14 protein-coding genes are annotated in these 20491 nt (G+C 69.9%); 4 read left to right on the top strand and 10 right to left on the bottom strand.

From position 1 onward, the window contains the following. Positions 1 to 164 precede the first annotated feature (164 nt). Positions 165 to 617, top strand: a complete 453-nt coding sequence (locus tag AQJ27_RS21745; protein WP_054235300.1) for a lamin tail domain-containing protein — start codon at positions 165 to 167, stop codon at positions 615 to 617. 30 nt (positions 618 to 647) lie between these two features. On the opposite strand, the gene secA is transcribed toward AQJ27_RS21745, so the two are convergent. From secA to AQJ27_RS21725, 4 genes are all read right to left on the bottom strand, one after another. Then, positions 648 to 3431, bottom strand: a complete 2784-nt coding sequence (secA, locus tag AQJ27_RS21740) for a preprotein translocase subunit SecA (RefSeq protein WP_067371235.1) — start codon at positions 3429 to 3431, stop codon at positions 648 to 650. A gap of 16 nt (positions 3432 to 3447) precedes the next feature. After that, entirely contained in the window at positions 3448 to 3933 is a 486-nt protein-coding gene (locus AQJ27_RS21735) for a hypothetical protein (RefSeq protein WP_067371233.1), read from the bottom strand. Between the two features lie 103 nt (positions 3934 to 4036). Then, positions 4037 to 5968, bottom strand: coding sequence for an acyl-CoA dehydrogenase family protein (locus AQJ27_RS21730; protein WP_067371396.1), 1932 nt, complete (start codon positions 5966 to 5968; stop codon positions 4037 to 4039). Positions 5969 to 6132: 164 nt separating this feature from the next. Then, complete coding sequence (locus AQJ27_RS21725) at positions 6133 to 6939, bottom strand: GH12 family glycosyl hydrolase domain-containing protein (protein WP_067371231.1); 807 nt, start codon at positions 6937 to 6939, stop codon at positions 6133 to 6135. A gap of 320 nt (positions 6940 to 7259) precedes the next feature. Here AQJ27_RS21725 and AQJ27_RS21720 point away from each other — a divergent pair, with 320 nt between their 5' ends. From AQJ27_RS21720 to AQJ27_RS21710, 3 genes are all read left to right on the top strand, one after another. Next, positions 7260 to 8273 (top strand): LacI family DNA-binding transcriptional regulator, encoded by a 1014-nt coding sequence (locus tag AQJ27_RS21720; protein WP_067371228.1) that lies wholly within the window; start codon positions 7260 to 7262, stop codon positions 8271 to 8273. Between the two features lie 173 nt (positions 8274 to 8446). Then, entirely contained in the window at positions 8447 to 10498 is a 2052-nt protein-coding gene (locus AQJ27_RS21715; RefSeq protein ID WP_067371226.1) for a glycoside hydrolase family 31 protein, read from the top strand. Positions 10499 to 10613: 115 nt separating this feature from the next. After that, the gene (locus AQJ27_RS21710) at positions 10614 to 11105 is read left to right on the top strand and encodes a hypothetical protein (RefSeq protein ID WP_067371224.1); all 492 of its coding nucleotides are present in this window, start codon (positions 10614 to 10616) and stop codon (positions 11103 to 11105) included. Between the two features lie 34 nt (positions 11106 to 11139). On the opposite strand, the gene AQJ27_RS21705 is transcribed toward AQJ27_RS21710, so the two are convergent. From AQJ27_RS21705 to AQJ27_RS21680, 6 genes are all read right to left on the bottom strand, one after another. Then, positions 11140 to 11853 carry a glycoside hydrolase family 12 protein gene (locus AQJ27_RS21705; protein WP_067371222.1) on the bottom strand — a complete coding sequence of 238 codons (714 nt, stop codon included), beginning with the start codon at positions 11851 to 11853 and terminating at the stop codon, positions 11140 to 11142. 35 nt (positions 11854 to 11888) lie between these two features. Beyond that, complete coding sequence (locus AQJ27_RS21700; RefSeq protein ID WP_079065139.1) at positions 11889 to 14162, bottom strand: glycosyl hydrolase family 95 catalytic domain-containing protein; 2274 nt, start codon at positions 14160 to 14162, stop codon at positions 11889 to 11891. Continuing rightward, positions 14159 to 16138, bottom strand: coding sequence for a beta-galactosidase (locus AQJ27_RS21695; protein ID WP_067371220.1), 1980 nt, complete (start codon positions 16136 to 16138; stop codon positions 14159 to 14161). Before AQJ27_RS21695 ends, AQJ27_RS21700 begins: the two co-directional genes overlap by 4 nt. Further along, a complete protein-coding gene (locus AQJ27_RS21690; RefSeq protein ID WP_067371218.1) occupies positions 16138 to 18369 on the bottom strand; it encodes a sialidase family protein in 2232 nt (743 codons plus the stop codon). The genes AQJ27_RS21695 and AQJ27_RS21690 overlap by 1 nt, the downstream gene beginning before the upstream one ends. A gap of 150 nt (positions 18370 to 18519) precedes the next feature. Further along, entirely contained in the window at positions 18520 to 19455 is a 936-nt protein-coding gene (locus AQJ27_RS21685) for a carbohydrate ABC transporter permease (RefSeq protein ID WP_067371216.1), read from the bottom strand. Further along, positions 19452 to 20486: an ABC transporter permease gene (locus tag AQJ27_RS21680; protein WP_067371214.1), complete on the bottom strand. Its 1035-nt coding sequence runs from the start codon at positions 20484 to 20486 to the stop codon at positions 19452 to 19454. The genes AQJ27_RS21685 and AQJ27_RS21680 overlap by 4 nt, the downstream gene beginning before the upstream one ends. Between the last annotated feature and the right edge of the window lie 5 nt (positions 20487 to 20491).

The following is a 20491-nucleotide window of genomic DNA, read 5'->3' as shown; positions in this document are numbered from 1 at the left end:
TCTGCGCCTCTCTTCCGGCCCCATTAGCACCCCGACGTACCGGAGGAAGCGAAATCACCCTTTGTGAAACCCGCGTGAAGATCATGTGATAGCACTTCATGCACGTCGTCACTCTCACTGGCCGGTGGACGACCGGCCGGGGGGCGACACCCTGGGGGGTTCTCATGCGGATACGCGCTGCCCTGCCCGCGCTCGCGGGCGCCGTGGCACTGACGGGCACGTTCCTTCTCAGCACTCCGGCGCAGGCGGCCGGCGGTGTGACCATCTACCACGTCTGGTTCGACAGCCCCGGTTCGGACAACCGCTCCAACGCGAGCCTCAACGCCGAGTGGGTGCAGATCAAGAACACCAGTTCAACGGCGATCTCGCTCAAGGGCTGGATCCTGAAGGACGTCTCGAACCACAGGTACACCTTCCCGAACGTGAAGATCGGGGCGCACAAGACCATGAAGGTGCACACGGGCAGCGGTAGGGACACCGCGGGGGACAAGTACCAGAACCGCCGCGCCTACGTCTGGAACAACACCAGCGACACCGCCACGCTCACCAAGGCGAACGGCGGCAAGGTCGACGCGTGCTCGTGGACGACGCGGGACCCCAGCGACAAGTACTGCTAGCCCCCGCCGCCGCTGCGGGCCCCCGCGTCCTCACCGCTTGCGGCGGCGCCGCGCCTTGGACCTGCCGGGGTGCGCGCCGCCGCGTGAGGGCGCGGCGGCCTGCGCGGGAGCTGCCTCGGACGCAGTCGCGGGCGCGTCGGCGTCCGCCGCGGCGAAGTCGCCCTCGGCCACACGCTCCGCGGTGTCCATGGTGGGGGCCGTGAAGTGCAGGTCCTCGACCCGGTCGCGGCGTTCGAGGGTCCCTGGCGCACCGCCGGAGGCGTCCAGGTTGAAGACGTAGCCGACGGACTCCTCCTTGATGGCGTCGGTCATCGCGCCGTACATGTCGAAGCCCTCGCGCTCGTACTCGACGATGGGTTCCCGGCCGAGCGTCCAGCGCAGACCGATGCCGTCGCGGAGGTAGTCCATCTCGTAGAGGTGCTCGCGCCATTTGCGGTCGAGGACGTTGAGGACGACCAGGCGTTCGAGGTCGCGCAGGGCCTCGGTGCCGAGTTCGGCCTCACGGTCCTCGTAGCGGTCGTGGATGTCCCCGGTCACGGCATCGACCAGGTCGTCGCAGGTGAGGTTCGCGCGGTCGCCGCCCGCCTCCTCCAGGCCCTCGATCGTGACCCGTACCGGATAGAGCTGTTTGAAGGCGCCCCAGAGCCGCTCCAGGTCCCATTCCTCGGGGAAGCCCTCGCTGGTCTCCTGTTCGATGTACGCCCGCACGGTGTCGTCCATGAAGTGCAGGAGCTGTTCGCCCAGGTCCTCCCCCGCCAGGACGCGGCGGCGCTCGGCGTAGATGAGGGTGCGCTGCCGGTTGAGCACCTCGTCGAACTTCAGGACGTCCTTGCGGGACTCGAAGTGCTGCTGCTCGACCTGGGCCTGGGCGGAGGCGATGGCGCGGGTGACCATCTTGTTCTCGATGGGGATGTCGTCGGGGACGTTCGCCATGGCCATCACGCGGTCCACGACCTGGGCGCGGAACAGGCGCATCAGGTCGTCCTCCAGGGAGAGGTAGAAGCGGGAGGCGCCGTTGTCGCCCTGGCGCCCCGAGCGCCCGCGCAGCTGGTTGTCGATACGGCGGGACTCGTGGCGCTCGGTGCCCAGCACATAGAGCCCGCCGAGCTCCTTGACCTCCTCGTACGCCGCCCCGACCGCGGCGGTGACGCGCTCGCGCACCTCGCGGCAGGCGTCGGGGTGCTCCTCCTCGGTGAGTTCGCTCTTCTCCAGCTCGGCCGCTATGAGGGACTCGGGATTGCCGCCGAGCATGATGTCGGTGCCGCGGCCCGCCATGTTGGTGGCGACGGTGACGGCGCCCTTGCGGCCCGCCTGGGCCACGATCTGGGCCTCGCGCTGGTGGTTCTTGGCGTTGAGCACCTCGTGCCGGATACCGCGTTTCCTGAGCAGCGCGGAGAGCAGTTCGGACTTCTCCACCGATGTGGTGCCGACGAGGATCGGCTGCCCCTGGGCGTGCCGCTCGGCGATGTCCTCCACGATCGCGGCGTACTTGGCGTCCACGGTGCGGTAGATCTGGTCGGGGTCGTCGGTGCGCCTGGGGGGCCGGTTGGTCGGGATCGGCACGACCTGGAGCTGGTAGATCTGGTGGAACTCGGCCGCCTCCGTCATCGCCGTGCCGGTCATGCCGGCGAGCTTCTCGTAGAGGCGGAAGAAGTTCTGCAGGGTGATCGTGGCGAGGGTCTGGTTCTCGTCCTTGATCGTCACCCCTTCCTTCGCCTCGATCGCCTGGTGCAGCCCCTCGTTGTAGCGGCGGCCCGCGAGGATGCGGCCGGTGTGCTCGTCGACGATCAGCACCTCGCCGTCCACGACCACGTAGTCCTTGTCCCTCTTGAAGTGCTCCTTGGCCTTCAGGGCGTTGTTGAGGTGCCCGATGAGGGAGGTGTGGTCGGACTCGTACAGGCTCTCGATGCCGAGCTGGTCCTGGAGGTACTCGACGCCCCGGTCCAGGATCGCGACGGTGCGCTTCTTGGGGTCGTACTCGTAGTCGTGCGTGGCCCGCAGCGCCGCCAGTTCCTCCTTCTCGGCCGGCCGGGTGAAGAGCTCCTCCTGGACGCGGACGCCCTTCATCCGTCGTACGAGCCCCGCGAACGCCTCGTACCACTGGGTGGGCTGGTCGGCGGGGCCGGAGATGATCAGCGGGGTGCGGGCCTCGTCGATGAGGATGGAGTCGGCCTCGTCGACGATCGCGAAATGGTGGCCGCGCTGCACGAGTTCGTCCCTCGACCAGGCCATGTTGTCGCGCAGGTAGTCGAAGCCGAACTCGGTGTTGGTGCCGTAGGTGATGTCGCAGGCGTACTGGGCGCGGCGTACGGCGGGCGTCGACTCGGACTTGATGACACCGACGGTCAGGCCCAGGAAGCGGTAGGCGCGGCCCATCCACTCGGCGTCGCGCTCGGCGAGGTAGTCGTTGACCGTGACGAGGTGGACTCCCTTGCCTGCCAGGGCGTTCAGATAGACGGGGAGGGTGGCGACGAGGGTCTTGCCCTCCCCCGTCTGCATCTCCGCGATGTTGCCGAGGTGCAGCGCCGCGCCGCCCATCACCTGGACGTCGAAGTGACGCATGCCCAGGGTGCGCCGGGCCGCCTCGCGCATCGTGGCGAAGGCCTCCGGCAGCAGGTCGTCCAGGCTCTCACCGTCGGCGTGGCGCTGTTGGAACTCCGGAGTGAGGGACTGGAGTTCCTCGTCGGACAGGGCCCTGAACTCCTCGTCCAGGGAGTTGACCTGATCGACGACGCGCTGGAGCCTGCGCAGCACCCGGCCCTCACCGGCTCGCATGATCCTGCCGGTGATGACGTCCAGACCTTTGCCCGGCATAGGAATTCCCCCAGAACTAAACGGCGTCCGCGAGCAGCCGAATCCAGTGATTGGCTCGTTGCAGAATGTGGACGCCCTGCTGATTCGCTTTGATCACTTCGCGCAGGACGGGATCGTCGACCACGTCCAGCGCGCTCTTGAAGAGTTGCTGGATGACGGGCCGTTCGCCCGGCCGTCCGGCGTCCAGCAGACCGTCGACGTCACGGAGGTCGATGCGCCGGATCCGTACGGTGTCGAAGGAGGGCACCGGAGGGCGCGGCTCCGTGTCGACCAGGGCGAGCGCGCAGTCGTTGAGGAGAACCGCGAGGGCGTCGCGGTGCGCCTCGAAGGTCTCGGGCGCGATGTCGCGCAGCTTCTGCGCCAGCGGCCGCACTTCCTTGCGGACGGTCCGCAGGGCCCGTACGAGATCCGGTTCGTCGAGCTGGAGCCGGGCCTCGGCGCGGGCGCGCGTCAGCTGCGCGGAAAGGCCGTGACCGTGTTCTTCCCCGATTCCTTGGCGCATCTGCCGTCCCCGTTCGCCATTCTCCTCATTGTTGACGCACATATTCGGTGCGGCAAGCGGCGGAATGGCGAACCGGGACGGCAGTGAATTCCTGGGGAAAAGGTCAGCGAATGGGGCGGTGGACGTTTTCCTTCCGGCTCGGGCCGGGCGTCGCGTCGGCGATCCAGGGGCCTTCCCCGGACGGGTCGATCACGCCCTGCTCCAGCCATTCGTACGTGCCCGCCAGTACGCCCTTGACGACCTTGCGGTCGAGGTCGTCGGTGTTGCTCCACAGGCGGCCGAAGAGTTCGTCGACGCGGATGCGGGACTGGCGGCAGAAGGCGTCGGCGAGCTGGTAGGCCTCGCGGCCGTGCTGCCCGGTGAGGCGCAGGTGTTCGGCGCGCACACAGGCCGCGCTCATCGCGAAGAGCTCGGCGCCGATGTCGACGATCCGGCCCAGGAAGCCCTGCTTGGTCTCCATCCGGCCCTGCCAGCGGGACATGGCGTAGAAGGTGGAGCGGGCGAGCTTGCGGGCGTTGCGCTCGACGTAGCGCAGATGCGGGGAGAGATCCACGTGCCGGTTGAACTCGCCGTACGAGCGGGGGAGTTGACCTGGGCCCGCGACCAGTTTGGGCAGCCACTTGGCGTAGAAGACACCCGCGTTCGCGCCCGCCTTCGCCTTGTCCGAGAGGGACTTGTCGGGGTCGATGAGGTCACCGGCGACCGACAGGTGGGCGTCGACGGCCTCGCGGGCGATCAGCAGGTGCATGATCTCCGTGGAACCCTCGAAGATCCGGTTGATGCGCAGGTCGCGCAGGATCTGCTCGGCGGGCACCGCGCGCTCGCCGCGCGCCGCCAGCGACTCGGCGGTCTCGAAGCCGCGGCCACCGCGGATCTGGACGAGTTCGTCGGCCATCAGACAGCCCATCTCGGAGCCGTACAGCTTGGCGAGGGCGGCCTCGATGCGGATGTCGTTGCGGTTCTCGTCGGCCATCTGCGACGACAGGTCGACGACGGCTTCGAGGGCGAAGGTGGTGGCCGCGATGAAGGAGATCTTCGCGCCGACGGCCTCGTGGAGGGCGACCGGCTTGCCCCACTGCTCACGGGCCGCCGACCACTCGCGGGCGATCTTCAGACACCACTTGCCCGCGCCGACGCACATGGCGGGCAGCGAGAGGCGGCCGGTGTTGAGGGTGGTGAGGGCGATCTTCAGGCCCGCACCCTCCGGGCCGATCCGGTTCGCCGCGGGGACCCGGACCTGGTGGAAACGGGTGACGCCGTTCTCCAGGCCGCGCAGCCCCATGAAGGAGTTGCGGTTCTCGACGGTGATGCCCTCCGAGCCGGCCTCCACCACGAACGCCGTGATGCCGCCCTTGTGACCCTCGGACTTCGGGACGCGCGCCATGACGACCAGCAGATCGGCGACGACGCCGTTGGTCGTCCAGAGCTTCACCCCGTCGAGGACGTAGTCGTCGCCGTCCGGGACGGCGCTCGTGGCCAGCCGCGCCGGGTCGGATCCCACGTCCGGCTCGGTGAGGAGGAAGGCCGAGATGTCGGTGCGGGCGCAGCGCGGCAGGAAGACGTCCTTCTGCTCCTGGGTGCCGAAGAGCTTCAGGGGCTGCGGTACGCCGATCGACTGGTGCGCGGACAGCAGGGCGCCGATCGCCGGGTTCGCGGAGCCGACGAGGGCGAGCGCCTTGTTGTAGTACACCTGGGTGAGGCCGAGGCCTCCGTACTTGGTGTCGATCTTCATGCCGAGGGCGCCGATGTCCTTGAGGCCGTCGATGACCTCGTCGGGGATCTGTGCGTCGCGCTCGATGCGGGCCGAGTCGATCTTCGTCTCGCAGAAGTCGCGCAGCTTGGCGAGGAACTCCTCGCCGCGCTGTACGTCGTCCTCGGCGGGCATGGGGTGCGGGTGGATGAGGTCGAGGCGGAAGCGGCCGAGGAACAGTTCCTTGGCGAAGCTGGGCTTGCGCCAGTCCTGTTCGCGGGCCGCCTCCGCGACCTGTCGTGCCTCACGTTCAGTGACGGTGGGCTGGTGGGGTGTTGCGGACATGAGGCTCACCTCGCCGCGCATAGGGATCTTGGGGACCTTCGTTACTGATCGGTGCTACTCGATCGTATTTACCCGAATACAGGTGACCCCACCAGTCCTGGCGCGCGTTCGCGTGAACGCGTACCCCTGAGGTTTGAACCGATGCCGGCTGATACCGGTCGATCTCAGCCGATGTCGACGGAGTACGCCTTGGTGTCCAGCCGTCCCGAACCGCGGAAGACCTCGCTGCCCGACTCGATGCCGGAGAGGTACTTGTCGTTGCCGAGCAGCTTGCGGCGGACCAGGGCCTGGGTGAAGTCGTCGAGGTCGAGGGAGGCCTTGGTGGTGTTGGCGCGGCGGACGAAGGAGTACACCTTCCAGCCGATGTCGCCCTGGTAGATGTCCCACATGGCGCCGTCGAGGCTCACACTGCCGTACTTGGTGCCGAGGGGGCCCGCACCGCCCTGCCGGTTGAGCCAGACCATGATTTCGTCGGTGGGCTGGTCCTGCCAGTCCGCGTCGCCCCTGGCGTGCAGCCACAGGTCGTACGCGACGTTCATCGTGCCGGGGTTGGAACCGACCGAGAACTCCCAGCTGGTTTTGACCGGCTTGCGGTCGCCGACCCGGACGGGCAGTTCGGTGGCCGCCTTGTCGGTCTTCCAGCCCCAGTGCCAGCCGAGCACGGTACTGGCGTACGACTTGACGCTGTTCTCCTTGCCGGCCTTGCTGCTCCAGGTGTAGTTCGTGCCCCAGCCGATGGTGTCGCCGGAGCGCGAGGTGTCCCAGACGCACTGGGTGCCTGTGCCGTCGTCCTGCCCCCAGAGGTTGTTGTTGACGTAGTACTTGCCCATCGTGACGGTGTCGAAGGCGCCGCACTTCTTGCTGGCCTCACCCGCCTGGGCGACGGTGACGCCCGCGGCGGCCGCGAGCGCCACCGTTCCCGCGAGCATCGTCTTCGCCTTCTTGGACAGGCGCGGTCGGCGGTGTTGCATCGGGGGGGTCCTTCCGGAAAGCGGTCTGCGTACGCCTTCTCAGTGACCACCGGTCCGCAAAAGGTTGCCGCCGCGTGGCGAAGTCCGGCGCGGGAAACGGACCGGCGCACGACACTGGAAACACGCCCGAGCACGGCACGGCGAACGCGCCGCCGCGCGGCACGACAACGGCTTCCGACCCGCACCGCAAGAATCGCGTCGAAGCGCTTCGACAACCTATGGACACCCACCACCCGTCGAGCTACTGTCGAGCCACCCTCACACGCCCTTATCCGCAATGCGCACTGTCGAAGCGCTTCACACAATGCTTGGAGAGCTGGATGGTCACCCTCGCCGAGGTCGCCCAGCACGCCGGAGTCTCGGCGAGCACGGTGAGCTATGTCCTCAGCGGCAAGCGGTCCATCTCCGCGGGCACCCGGCAGCGGGTCGAGCGGAGCATCCAGGAGCTCGGATACCACCCGAACGCGGGCGCCCGGGCCCTGGCGAGCAGCCGGTCCAACATCATCGCGCTGATGGTTCCGCTCCGTACCGACATGTACGTACCCGTGATGATGGAGATCGCCATCGCGGTGGCGACCCACGCCCGCACGCATGGCTATGACGTGCTCCTGCTCACCGGCGAGGAGGGTCCCGACGCCGTGCGCCGCGTCACCGGCAGCGGGCTCGCCGACGCGATGATCCTGATGGACGTGGAGCTCGACGACGGACGGCTCCCGCTGCTGCGCCAGACGGACCAGCCCTCCGTACTGATCGGCCTGCCCGCCGACACCTCCGGCCTGACCTGCGTCGATCTCGACTTCGGCGCGACAGGCGCGCTGTGCGCCGAGCACCTCGCGCTGCTGGGCCACCGTGACATCGCTGTCATCGGCGAGGCCCCCGCGGTCTACGAGCGGCACACCGGCTTCGCCGAGCGCACCCTCGACGGACTCCGGTCCCGTTCGAGGGAGTTGGGCCTGCGCGTGCTGCACCGCCCCTGCGAGGGCGGGTACGACGCGATGGCCCTGACCCTCGCCCGCATCCTCGACGAGCGCCCCGGCACCACGGGCTTCGTCGTACAGAACGAGTCCGCGGTCGAGCCGCTGCTCGCGCTGCTGCGCCAGCAGGGCCGGGCCGTCCCCGAGGACGTGTCGGTGATCGCGATCTGCCCGGACCAGGTCGCGACACAGGCCTCGGTGCGGCTGACCTCGGTCGCCATCCCGGCGCAGGAGATGGGCCGGCTCGCCGTGGAGCATCTGATCGCCAAGCTGGAAGGGCACGGCAAGGACGAAGTCGTGCTCATCGCACCCGAGTTGACGGTACGGGCGAGCACGGGCCCGGCGCCGACCGCCGCCTGACCCGGGGCCCGGCCACACCACTCCCCGCCCCACCCTTCACCGCACCCCACCGCATCACAGCGCACCGCATCACACCGCACTGCCCCAGCCCCAGCGTCGTGCCCTCCTCGCCGGGCACCCCCATGTCTGCATGCCTGCATTCCTTATGTCTGCATTCCTTCAGGAGCGCCCCCGTGAATCAGCCTGCCGAAAACCAGACCCAGTCAGGCGCAGTCAGCCTCGCGCAGTCCTCCCCGACCGTCGGCACGTTCCGTGAGCGGGACGGCGCGCTGGAGTGGAGCGGCCGTCAGGAGACCGTCCGTATCGAGCCCTGGGGCCCGGACGCGGTCCGGGTCCGCGCGCGCCTGGGCGGCCCGGTCCTCGAAGGCCTCCCCGGCGCGCTCCTCGACGAGCCGCAGGTGACCGAGAGCACCGTCAAGATCCAGGACGGCGAGGGCCGGTTGACGGTCGGCGCGCTGACCGTCGAGGTCGACGCCGAGGGTCAGGTCCGCTTCCTCCGCACGGCCGACGGCACGGAACTCCTCGCCGAGGAGCGCGCCCACTTCTGGTGGCCCGGCCCGCGCCTCTACACCCCGATCGGCAACGGCCACCACCGCCTGGAGCAGCGCTTCGCCGCGTACGAGGGCGAGAAGCTGTACGGCCTCGGCCAGCACCAGCACGGGCTGTTCGACCAGAAGGGCGCGGTCCTGGACCTGATCCAGCGCAACGCCGAGGTCACCGTCCCGGTGCTCACCTCCAGCCGCGGCTACACCTTCCTGTGGAACTCCCCCGCGATCGGCCGGGTCGAGCTCGCGGGCAACGGCACCCGCTGGGTCGCCGACTCCGCCAGCCAGCTCGACTACTGGATCACCGCGGGCACCCCGGCGGACGCCCAGCGCCGTTACAGCGCCGCCACCGGCCGTACGCCGATGCTGCCCGAGTGGGCGGCCGGCTTCTGGCAGTGCAAACTGCGCTACCGCACGCAGGACGAACTCCTCGACGTGGCAAGGGAGTACAAGCGCCGGGGCCTGTCCCTGTCCGCCATCGTCTGCGACTTCTTCCACTGGACCCACCTGGGCGACTGGAAGTTCGACCCGGCCGAGTGGCCGGACCCGGCGGCGATGCAGCGCGAGCTCGCCGAACTCGGCGTCAAGCTGGTCGTGTCCGTGTGGCCGTCGGTCTCCCCGCTGTCCGAGAACCACCCGGTCATGGAGCAGCGCGGCTACTTCATCGGCACCGAGTACGGCCCGATGGCCCACGCGGACTGGCCCGACAAGGAGGTCGCCTCCACCGTCCAGGTGGCGTTCTACGACGCGACGAACCCCGAGGCCCGGGACTTCCTGTGGTCGCGAGTGAAGGACAACTACCTCGACCCGTACGGCATTTCCGCCTTCTGGCTGGACGCCTGCGAGCCGGAGCTGAAGCCGGGCTTCCAGGAGAACCTGCGCTACCACGCGGGTCCGGGTCTGGAGGTCGGCAACCTCTACCCCCGCGAGAACGCCCGCACCTTCTACGAGGGCATGCTCGCGGCGGGCGAGACCGAGGTCGTCACCCTCAACCGCTCGGCGTGGGCGGGCAGTCAGCGCTACGGCGCCGCCCTGTGGTCCGGCGACATCGGCACCGACTTCGCGACCCTGCGCCGCCAGATCGCCGCGGGCCTCAACACCGCGCTCTCCGGCATCCCCTGGTGGAACACCGACATCGGCGGCTTCCACGGCGGCGACCCCGACGACCCGGCGTACCGCGAGGTGATGGTCCGCTGGTTCCAGTTCGGCGCGCTCTCCCCGCTGATGCGCCTGCACGGCTTCCGCGACCCCGGTATGCCGCTGGGCCCGGACATGACCGGCGGTCCGAACGAGGTCTGGTCGTACGGCGAGGAGGCCGGCGCGATCCTGGAGAAGTACCTGCGGCTGCGCGAGCGGCTGAAGCCCTATGTGCTGGACGTCATGCGGGAGGCCCACGAGGAGGGGCTGCCGGTGATGCGCCCGCTGTTCCTGGAGTTCCCCGAGGACCACGCGGCCTGGTCGGTCGACGACTCCTACCTCTTCGGCTCCGACCTCCTGGTCGCGCCGGTGCTCACGGCGGGCGCGACGGTGCGTACGGCGTACCTTCCGGCGGGCGCCCGGTGGACCGACGCGTGGACCGGTGAGACGTACGAGGGCGGCACCGCCGTCACCGTCGACGCCCCGCTGGACCGCATCCCGCTGTTCCTGCGGGACGGGGCACGGCTGCCGGTGGCGGAGTAGCCACGCGCGGCTGGGGGAGGCCGGGCCGGCCTCCCCCACCGCCTGTGACGACACTGTTGCCGGAACTGTGGGCTCCATCACAGCCGAGGCGACCTTGAGCTGCTGGAGTCACCGGATGGTGTACCTACTCCTGCTACTGGTCCCCGGGGGACTGGTCGCGGCCTTCGCCTTCATCGGGTACGGCTTCGGCACCCTCGGCCGGATCGGCCTGCGGCGGGCCGACCGCATGGTGTGGCTGCGCGCCGTCGCCGCCCTCATGGGCGCCGCCACGGCCGTCCTGTACGTGTGGGGCCTGGTCCATCTGGTCGGCGCGGTCATGGACGTGAGGGAGAACGGCGCCGACTCGGAACTGCTGCGGCCCTGTCGTACACCGGGCTGGGAGGAGCGGGCGCAGGACCCCGGCAGCGCCGACTACACGGTGCGCTACCTGCCCATCCGGTTCGTCTGTGAGTCGGAGGACGGTGAGGGCCATGTCACCGACGCCGTTCCCGGCTACCTGAACCCCAGCGTGCTGGGGTTCGCGCTGGCCGGTGCCGGGTGCGCCGGTGCCGCGCGGCTCGTATCGCGACGGCCCGGCCCCCGCGCGACGCGGGAACCGAGCCACTGACACCCCTGGGGCATCGGCACCCCTGGGGCATCGGTCAACTACTGCTGACCGAGAGGCTGTTGGTCACGAAGTCCAGGCCGCCGGACGAGGACGTGATCTCGAAGCCGAACTGGAGGTCGCCGATGGTCACATTGCCGAACCAGCCCTTGGTGTCCTTGATCCACTTGAGGATCGGCAGGACGTCGACGGTGCCGGAGCTGGAGTTCGAGGTGCGCACGAAGGAGAAGACGTCGTTGGATCCGTTGTTGCCCTTGTAGACGGTCCAGGTGTGACCGCCGAGGGTGAGGGTGCCCTGCGAGGTGCCGAGCGGACCGACGGCTCCGGTCTTGTTCACCCAGAGCATGATCTCGTACTTGTAGCCGGTGTCCCAGATGTCGTACGACGTGTTGTACGCGCCGGACGACGGGACCGTGACGTTGTAGTCGCTGGTGAGCGAGCCGAGCGAGGTGATCGACTTGTTGATCACCTTCTTGGCGTTCGGGTACGACTTGATGCCGCCGGTGTTGGGGTGGTTGGCCCAAACCCCCCAGTTGGTACCGGAGTTGGCCCAGATGCATTGGCTGCCCGCGCCGGAGCCCCAGATGTTGTTGTAGAGCGTGTACCCGTTGAGGCTGGTGTTCCCGTACTGCTCGCAGGAGTTCCAGACGGCCGCCTGGGCGGGGGCGGAGGCGAGGCCGACGGTGGCGCCGAGCGCGAGCGCGGGGGCCAGCAGGGCCTTGGCTGCCCTGCCGAGTGTCCGTGTTGCCATGGTGTCCCTTCCATGGGTGGGGGGAACTGCGGGTGCTACTGCGGTCCCAGGGTGAGGACGCAGTCTTCTCCGGCGCTCAGGGAGAGCGGTCGCGCGCCGGCGGAAGTCCTGAGATCGATCCGCGTGCTGCGGGTGGGGCGGATGACGGCCGTGCGCTCCTCCGGGCTCCAGGTCAGGTCGACCTCGGCGCCGAAGCGGGTGCGGATGCCGTGGAGCCGGCCGCTCGGGTACGCCGTGGGGAGCGCGGGGAAGAGGACCAGCCGGCCGGGCGTGGAGTGGACGAGCATCTCGATGAGCACGGCGGGGAGCGTGTGGGCGGCGTCCGCGTTGTAGACGTGCCGGTTCGGGTAGTGGCCGCTCATCAGGGAGACATGGAAGAAGTCACCGGCCAGGACGTTGTCGAGGGCCCCCGCCACCCGCTCCGCGTCCCGTAGCCGGGCCGCCACCAGGGCGTGGTGGAGGTGGCCGTGCGCGGAGTCGTTCTCGGAGCCGCGCAGCGCGAGGGCGCGGTGGGCCGCCGCGGCGAGCTCGGGGGTGTCGTACGGGTTGATCTCGTCGAGCGGCCAGACGCCGTAGAGGTGGCTGAGGTGCCGGTGGTCGTAGGTGTCGTCGAGGCCGGGCCGGGCCCACTCGGCGAGTGCCCCGTCGGCGTTGACGCGGTGCGGCGGCAGCCGGTCGGCGAGCGCGCGCCAGCGCTCGGCGTCGGGTCCTGGGTGGTGGTCGGCGGCCGTGCGGAGGGCGTGGCGCGCCGCGGAGAGGTCCATGGCGGCGTTGAGGGTGATCCAGCGCGCGGTGGCGGGCCGGTTCTCCGGCGAGTACGACGGCACGATCACGACGTGGCCGTTCTCGTCGGTCCGGGTGAGGAAGTCCTCGTAGAACCGCGCCACTTCGGCGAGCGCGGCGGCCAGGCGCGGGTCACGTGCGCCGCGCGTCTCGTCGTGGTCCACGAGGGGTTTCAGCAGCCAGTCGGCGCCCGCGGTCCACACGTGCAGCGGGTACTCGCGGCTGAGGTGGTAGATGTGCCCTGACTCGCCGTCGGTGTGCGCGGGGGCGACGACGCCCCGGGTGCCGAAGATCGCCCGGGCGTTGTCGCGCCAGTGCGGCAACTGGCCGTGGATCAGGGCGGCATGGGCCTCGGACACCTCCGGGAGCGCCGCCGCGGCGGCCGACGCCGTCTGGAGATTGACGTTGGCGTCGGTGGTGAAGGCCCCCGACCAGGCGGTGTCCCAGTCGCCGGTCCACAGCCCGGTCAGCCGTGGCGGCAGCATTCCGGCGGCGGACAGCAGGTGGTAACGACCGGCCGCGAAGAGCCGTTCGAGCAGGGCGGGGCTCTTCGGACGGCGGACCAACTCCGATCCCGGTAGCGCCCGTTCGGCCGGTTCGGCGCCCAGCTCAAGGCCCGCCCGCAGGTAGGCGGGGCGGTGCAGGGCGGTGTGCCGGGCGAGAAGACGGCCGTACGCGTCCGCGTCGCCCTCGGGCAGCAGGGCGCGCAGCTCACGGGCCTCGGCGAGCGTGTCCCACTCCCCCTCGTGCCGCCGTACCCGCGTGAGCAGCAGCACCGAACGCGCGCCCTCGACCCGTATCCCGGGCGGCGCGGTGAGCGTCCGGCCCCCGGTGACCACGGCGAGCGTCACCCCGGTGTACGCCCGCTCGCTGCCCGGATAGCGGGCCCGCAGGGTGAGGAGAGCGCCTTCGGGCGTGCGCACGCAACCGTGCCCCACCGCCAAGTCGGCGGGCACGCCCGGCAGTCGGTGGTCGAGCGTCACGTCGACGGTGAGGTCGGCCTCCGTCACGTACTGGACGATGACGTCGTCCGCGCGCGACACGAAGACCTCGCTGCGCCGGCCCCCGCACTCGGCGCGGACGACACCAGTGGTGAAGTCGACCTCTCGCCGGTAGGTGCGCGGCTCCCGTTGCGCCCCGCGCAGCCGCACCTGGAAGGCCGGGTGGAAGGGCTGCACCCACAGCAGCGGTCGCCCGTCGGTGAAGTCCTCCCCGGCGTCGACGTCACCGGCCAGCAACCGGTCCTGGACGCTCTTCAGCCGTTCGGCCAGCTCGGGCGGCCGGGCGTGTTCACTGCCGTTCGGGCGGACCAGGGAGTGGTGGTTGACGATGACCCGGTCGTCGTTCGGATCGCCGAACACCATGACGCCGTGCCGGCCGTTCCCGCTCAGGAAGGCGTCCTCCCAGCGGGCGGCGGGGGCGGGCTCCCAGGTGCCGTGGACGGGAGCGTGGGTGGAGCCGCGGACCAGAGCGTCCGTGGGGCCGTTGGCGGGCTCCGCCGCGGAGCCGCCCGCGGGCTCGTTCATGGCGCCGCCTCCAGTACGACGACCCCGTACCGCCCCAGCTCCACGGCATCGACGACGTCCTCGCCGGTCAGCAGGTCGCGGTGGCGTCCCGGCACCGGCACGGTCACCGTGTCCCGTCCGTGGTGGAGCAGGAACAGCAGTTCGCCCCGGCGTACCGCCTCCACGTCCGCCGGGAGATGGTCGAGTGGCGGCCGTACGCCCGCGTCCTCGGCGATCCCGGCGAGCAGCGGCCACAGCGCCTCGGGCTCGGGGAGGGTGGACAGGTACCAGGCGCGGCCCTTGCGCAGTACGGCCGGAAGACCGTCCAGCTCACCACCCTTGTACGGGACGACCGCGTAGGTGTCGTCCGCGGCCTCGATCTCCTCGGACCACAGCGTGCCGCGAAAGCCCTCGGCCTCGACCTTCTCGTCGGCGTCCAGCGGCCACCACTCGTGCAGGGTGCGGATGCCGAAGAGTGCGCGCAGCCGCTCGTCCATGCCGCCGGGCCGCACCCGGTCGTCCTGGTCGGCGACGCCGGTCAGGAAGCCGGAGACGAGGGTGCCTCCGCCGCGTACGTACCCGACGAGGTTGTCGATCGCCCGGTCCGTCAGCAGGTACAGCTGCGGGACGACGACCAGCTTGTACGCGGACAGGTCGTGCTCGGGGTGGGCGAAGGAGGCGGTGATGTCGGCCTCCCACAGGGCGCGGTGCCAGGCGCGTACGACGCTCTGGTGGTCGACCTCGCAGGACAGCCGCCCGTCCTGCTGACTCGCCCACCAGGCGTTCCAGTCCAGCAGTACGGCGACGTCGGCACCGACCACCTGCGTGTCCGTCACCTTGTCACTCAGCAGGGCGAGTTCGGCCCCGATCCGCTTGACCTCCTGGAAGGTGCGGCCCCGCTCCCCCGCGTGGCTGACCATCCCGGAGTGGAACTTCTCGGCGCCCTGCCGGGACTGCCGCCACTGGAAGTAGCAGACGGCGTCCGCGCCGCGCGCGACGGCCTGGAGGGACCAGAGCCGGTTGAGCCCGTGGGGCTTCGGGTGGTTCACGCCACGCCAGTTCACGGGCCCCGCCGCCTGCTCCATGACCATCCAGGGCCCGCCGCGGGCCTGTGAGCGGGTCAGGTCATGGATGAGCGCGCCGTACTGGGCGCCGAGCGGGTCGCGCGGGTCCGGATAGATGTCGACGGAGACCACGTCTTCCCGCTCGGCCCACGCCCAGCCGTCCTGGCCCTGCCAGAGCGGCATGAAGTTGGTGGTCACGGGGATGTGCGGGGTGTGCCGGGCGACGATGTCGCGTTCGGCGAGGTAGCACTCCATGAGGGCGTCGGAGGTGAAGCGCTTGAAGTCGAGGACCTGGGTGGGGTTGTTCATGTAGTGGGCGTGGCGCGGCGGGAGAATGCCTTCCCAGTCGTCGTAGCCCTGGCTCCAGAAGGCGGTGCCCCAGGCGGTGTTGAGGGCGTCGAGCGTGCCGTACCTGCCCTGGAGCCAGCGCCGGAAGGCGGCGGCCGCCTCGTCGCCCCAGTCGTAGGTGCAGTACTCGTTGTTGATGTGCCACATCGTGAGGGCGGGATGGCCGCCGTAGCGGGCGGCGAGGTCCTCGGTGAGGGCGGCGGCGTGGCGCCGGTAGACGGCGCTGGAGTGGGCGAAGTGCTGGCGGCCGCCCCACCACTCGACGCGGCCGTCCGCGTCGCGGGGCAGGGTCTCCGGGTGGAGCCGGCCCATCCAGGGCGGGGGCGAGGAGGTGGGGGTGGCGAGGACGACTCCGATGCCGTTCTCGTGCAGCAGGTCCATGAGCCGGTCGAGCCAGCCGAACTCCCGTGCGCCGGGTGTCGGTTCGAGCTTGGCCCAGGAGAAGACGCCGACGGTGACGGAGTTGACGTCGGCCTCCTTCATGAGCCGTACGTCCTCCTGCCAGAGCTCCTCCGGCCACTGCTCGGGGTTGTAGTCGCCGCCGAAGAGGATGCGGCCGCGAGTGGCGTCACTGAGCTGAGGCATCAGACCTGCTCCCCGTACTGGATGCCGCGCCCGTTGGTGGCGAGGTACACGCGGCCGTACACACGCGGGTCACCGGCAATGGACTGCCCGGTCCAACCCCACTGATGCCGATCGTCGTTGATCCGCACCCAGGTCTTCGCCTCGTCGTCGGAGCGGTGGACGGCGGTGACGGTCCCGGTCGAACCGACCTGATAGATCGCGGGGTAGCCGGCCCCGCCGGACCCCTCGACCCCGTCGGACGCCTCGGCCGCCTTGCCGAAGCCGAGGGTGTACGAGGCCCAGCAGCTAGCGACCTTCGAGAAGCTCACACCGCCGTCGACGGACCGGTAGAGCCCATTCCACTTGACGCTCAACCACAGGTCACCGGATCTCCCGGGCGCCGCGACCAGCTGGAACTGACTGTCACCGGAGGGCAGCCCACCCGCACGCGCAGTGAACGAAAGGCCACTGTCAGTGCTGGCGTATAGCGTTCCTGTGTCGGTGTCGTACGCGTAGAAGAGCGTCGGGTCGGCCGGGTCGGCGACCGGCGTGGCGCCCTTCGGGAAGGAGGAGACCTCGGACCAGGTCGCGCCGTTGTCCGCCGAGCGGTGAGCCGCGTACTTCGTGCCGTCCCAGTGCACGAAGGACCACAGCAGCGTACCGCCGTCGGCGCTGGTGGCGATCGGCCCCGGTGCGTTCTTGGCGATGTCGGGCTGGGCCGTGAAGGGCGCCCAGGTCCGCCCGCCGTCGTGGGAGCACGCGCCGTTGCCGTGATCGCCCCAGCCCGACCGGACGACGTACGACGGCTCGGCCGCGGCCTGCGCGAGTCCCGTCGCCGACCCGAACACGGGGTTCGTCGCCATGCCGCGCGACGGAGACGCCGTGAGCCGCTCGTGGTACATCACGCCGATGTCCCGCGAGGCGCTGATCAGGTGCGCCTCCCCGACCGGGGGCGAGATCAGCTGGATCACGGACGTCTCCTCCAGGCCGCGAATCCGCGGTGCCCAGTGGGTGAGGTCGCGGGTGCCGTAGAGGGTCGCGCCGGTCCCGTACACGAGGTGCTTCGAGTCGTACGGGTCGAGGGCGAGCGCCTGGATCCACCAGCCGAACTTCGGCTGGTCTTCACCCCAGTCGAGGAAAGGAGTCTCGGACACGTCGAAGACCGCCACGTCCTTGAGGGACGCCCAGGTACGGCCACCGTCGGTGGACCGGAACACGGTGTCGCCTTCGGCCCACCGGTTGTTGGAGGAGACGACGACGGTGCCCGCGCGGCGGGCGTCGACGGCGACCCCGCCGTAGCCGAAGGTGTCGCTGCCGCCGGGCTGCACGGGGGTGACGTCAGTCCATCGGTCGGTGGCGGTGGCGAGCTTGTGCACGCTGCCGGCCGACTGGCCGTTGGGCCCGGGGGCGTCGGCGTACGTCACGTACAACTCGCGGGTGTGGCGGTCGTGGGCGGCACGGATCGGGACCTTGGCGGAGGTGCCGGTGGGCTGCCCGGGGACGGGCTCCCAGGTGGTGCCGTCCGTGGTGCGGTAGAGGTTGACGGCGGTCGCGGTCCCGTCGCCGTCACCCCACCCGGCGTAGACGGCACGGCCGACGGCGACGAGGAAGGTGACACCCTGCCCGGAGGCGCTCGCGGTGGCCGGGAAGCCGCTCACGACTGCCCAGGTGGCGCCCCGGTCGGACGACTTGAGCAGCCCGTCGTGCCGGGTGCCGAGCCAGAGAGTGCCACTGTCACGCGGGTCGACGAGCAGCCGTTCCCCCGCCCCGCGTCCGTCTTCGTTGCCGCCCAGCTTCACGGTGAGATCGGTGCGGGTCCAGGTGGCGCCGCGGTCCTCGGAGCGGAGGACCGCGCCGTTGCCGGCCCACGACTGGGCGTAGGTGCCGAGGGCGAGGTAGAGCCGGTCCGGGTGCGCGGGGTCGACGGCGAGCGACTCGACACCGAGCAGGTTCCAGTCGTCCCAGCCGAGGTGGTCGGTGAGCGGGCTCCAGCGGGCGGCGCGCTCGTCCCAGCGGTAGGCGCCGCCGATGTCGGTACGGGCGTAGGCGAGCCCTCGTACGGCCGGATGGAACAGCACACCGGTGATGAATCCGGTACCGCCGATGACGGCGTTGCGCCAGCGGTAGGAGGGGGTGGCGGCCGTGACCTCGGCGGCGTGCGCGCGGCCCTGGGGGAGCGCCACGCCGGTGAGCGCGGCGGCTGCCGCAGTCCCGGCGAGAACGGCCCGGCGGCTCAGTCGGGACGCATGCATGACATACCTCGTTCTACGGAGAGACGGTCAGGGGAGATACCTGAGGGACGCGGGGCTGTATCGGTATGCGGCTCCGCCGCGTGGGCGCGACCGGCCACAAACAACCCGCAGCCACCGAACGACCGAAGCGCCCTCTTCGGCAGGCGCCGGTCAGCCCTTCACCGCGCCCGTCAACATGCCCTTCTTGAAATGCCGCTGCACGAACGGCGACAACACCGCCACCGGCAGCAACGCCATCACCATGACCGCCATCTGCACCGCCAGGCCCGACAGTTGGCCGGTCTTGATGGCCTGGCCGAGGCCCACCGGGGCCTCCTGCTTCTGCACGAGCTGGATCATGACGTTCTGCAGCGGCATCATGTCCTGGTCGTTGAGGTAGAGCGAGGCGTTGAACCAGGCGCTCCAGTACCCGACGGCGTAGAACAGCGTGATCACCGCGAGGACCGCGCGGGACAGCGGCATGACGATCTGCCACAGAATGCGGACGTCACCTGCGCCGTCGATGCGGGCGCTGTCGATGAGTTCCTGCGAGATGCCCATGAAGAAGCCGCGCAGCACCAGGATGTTGAAGACGCTGATCGCGCTCGGGAGGATCAGCGCGAGATAGCTGTCGGTCAGGCCCATGGACTGCACCAGGAGATAGGTCGGGATGAGACCGGCGCTGAAGAACATGGTCGCCAGCAGCGCCAGCAGGATCCAGCGGTGGCCGAGCGAGCCGATGCGCGAGAGGCCGTAGGCGCACAGGACGGACACCGCCATGGAGAACAGCGTGCCGACGAGGGTGATCAGGATGCTGATGACCGAGGCGCGGGTGACCTGGCCGCCGCTGAGGAGTTCCTTGTAGGCGACGAAGGTGATGCCCTTGGGCACCATCACCAGGCCGCCGGCCTCGTCGATGGTCTTCCGCGAGGAGAGGCTGGTGACGATGACGATCCACAGCGGGAAGAAGATCCCCAGGCAGGCGAGGGTCAGCACGAGTCCCTTGCCCGCGAGGCCGACCTTGCTGGGCTCCTCCTCCCACGTCGGCCGGGGCGGCGCGGCCCATCGGCCGGGGCCGCGCACGGGTTTGTCGATGACGGCGGTCACTTCTTGTACACCCCCTGCTCGCCCATGAGATGGGCCACCTTGTTCGCGGCGAGGACCAGGCCGAGGCTGACCACGCCCTTGATCAGTCCGGCGGCCGCCGCGTAGCCGAAGTCCTGGTTGCGGACGCCGTTCCACCAGACGAAGGTGTCCAGGACCTCCGCCGCTCCTGGCCCGACGGCGTCGCGTTGGAGCAGGATCTGTTCGAAGCCGACGGTGAGGGCGTCACCGACGCGCAGCACCAACAGCAGGGCGATCACCGGGCGCAGCGCGGGCAGCGTGATGTGCCACATGCGGCGCCAGCGACCCGCGCCGTCCATCGCGGCGGCCTCGTACAGGTCCGGGCTGACCGAGGACAGCGCGGCGAGGAAGACGATGATCCCCCAGCCGGCGTCCTTCCACACGCTCTGCGCGGTGATCAGGAACTTGAAGGTGTCGGGGTCGGTCATGATGTCGAGACCGTCGTACCCGTGCTGCCGCAGCAGCTGCGAGAGGATTCCGGCGCCGCCGAAAAGCTGCTGGAAGACGGCGATGACCAGCACCCAGGAGAAGAAGTGCGGCAGGTAGAGGATCGCCTGCGAGAGCGCCCGGACCCTGGGCCTGACCACGCTGTTGATGAGCAGCGCGAGCCCGATCGGGATCGGGAAGTACAGGACGAGCTGGAGGAAGAAGAGCACGAGGGTGTTCTGCACGGCATCCCAGAACGCCGAGTCCTCGAAGACCCGTTGGAAGTTCTCGATGCCCACCCAGGGGCTGTGCAGCATGGAGACGATGCCGTTGTCGCTGATGTACGGGTCGTAGTCCTGGAAGGCGACGATGTTGCCGAGGATCGGCACATAGTTGAAGAGCAGGACCAGCAGGACCGCCGGCAGCGTCATCAGGAGCAGGACGCGGTCGCGTCTGAACCTGAGCCGCAGGCTCACCTTCCCGGAGGGGCGTTTCTCCCGGGATCCGGTGGCGCCGCCGGACGCCACCGGGGTCTTCTCTGTCGTGTCGGCCTCGGTCCCGCTCCGAGGCACCGTGCTGTGGGACACGGCCG

The sequence above is a fragment of the Streptomyces olivochromogenes genome, assembly GCF_001514115.1.
Classification (GTDB): domain Bacteria; phylum Actinomycetota; class Actinomycetes; order Streptomycetales; family Streptomycetaceae; genus Streptomyces; species Streptomyces olivochromogenes.
Note: the sequence above shows the minus strand (reverse complement) of the source record. Positions and strands in the feature narration are given on the sequence as shown.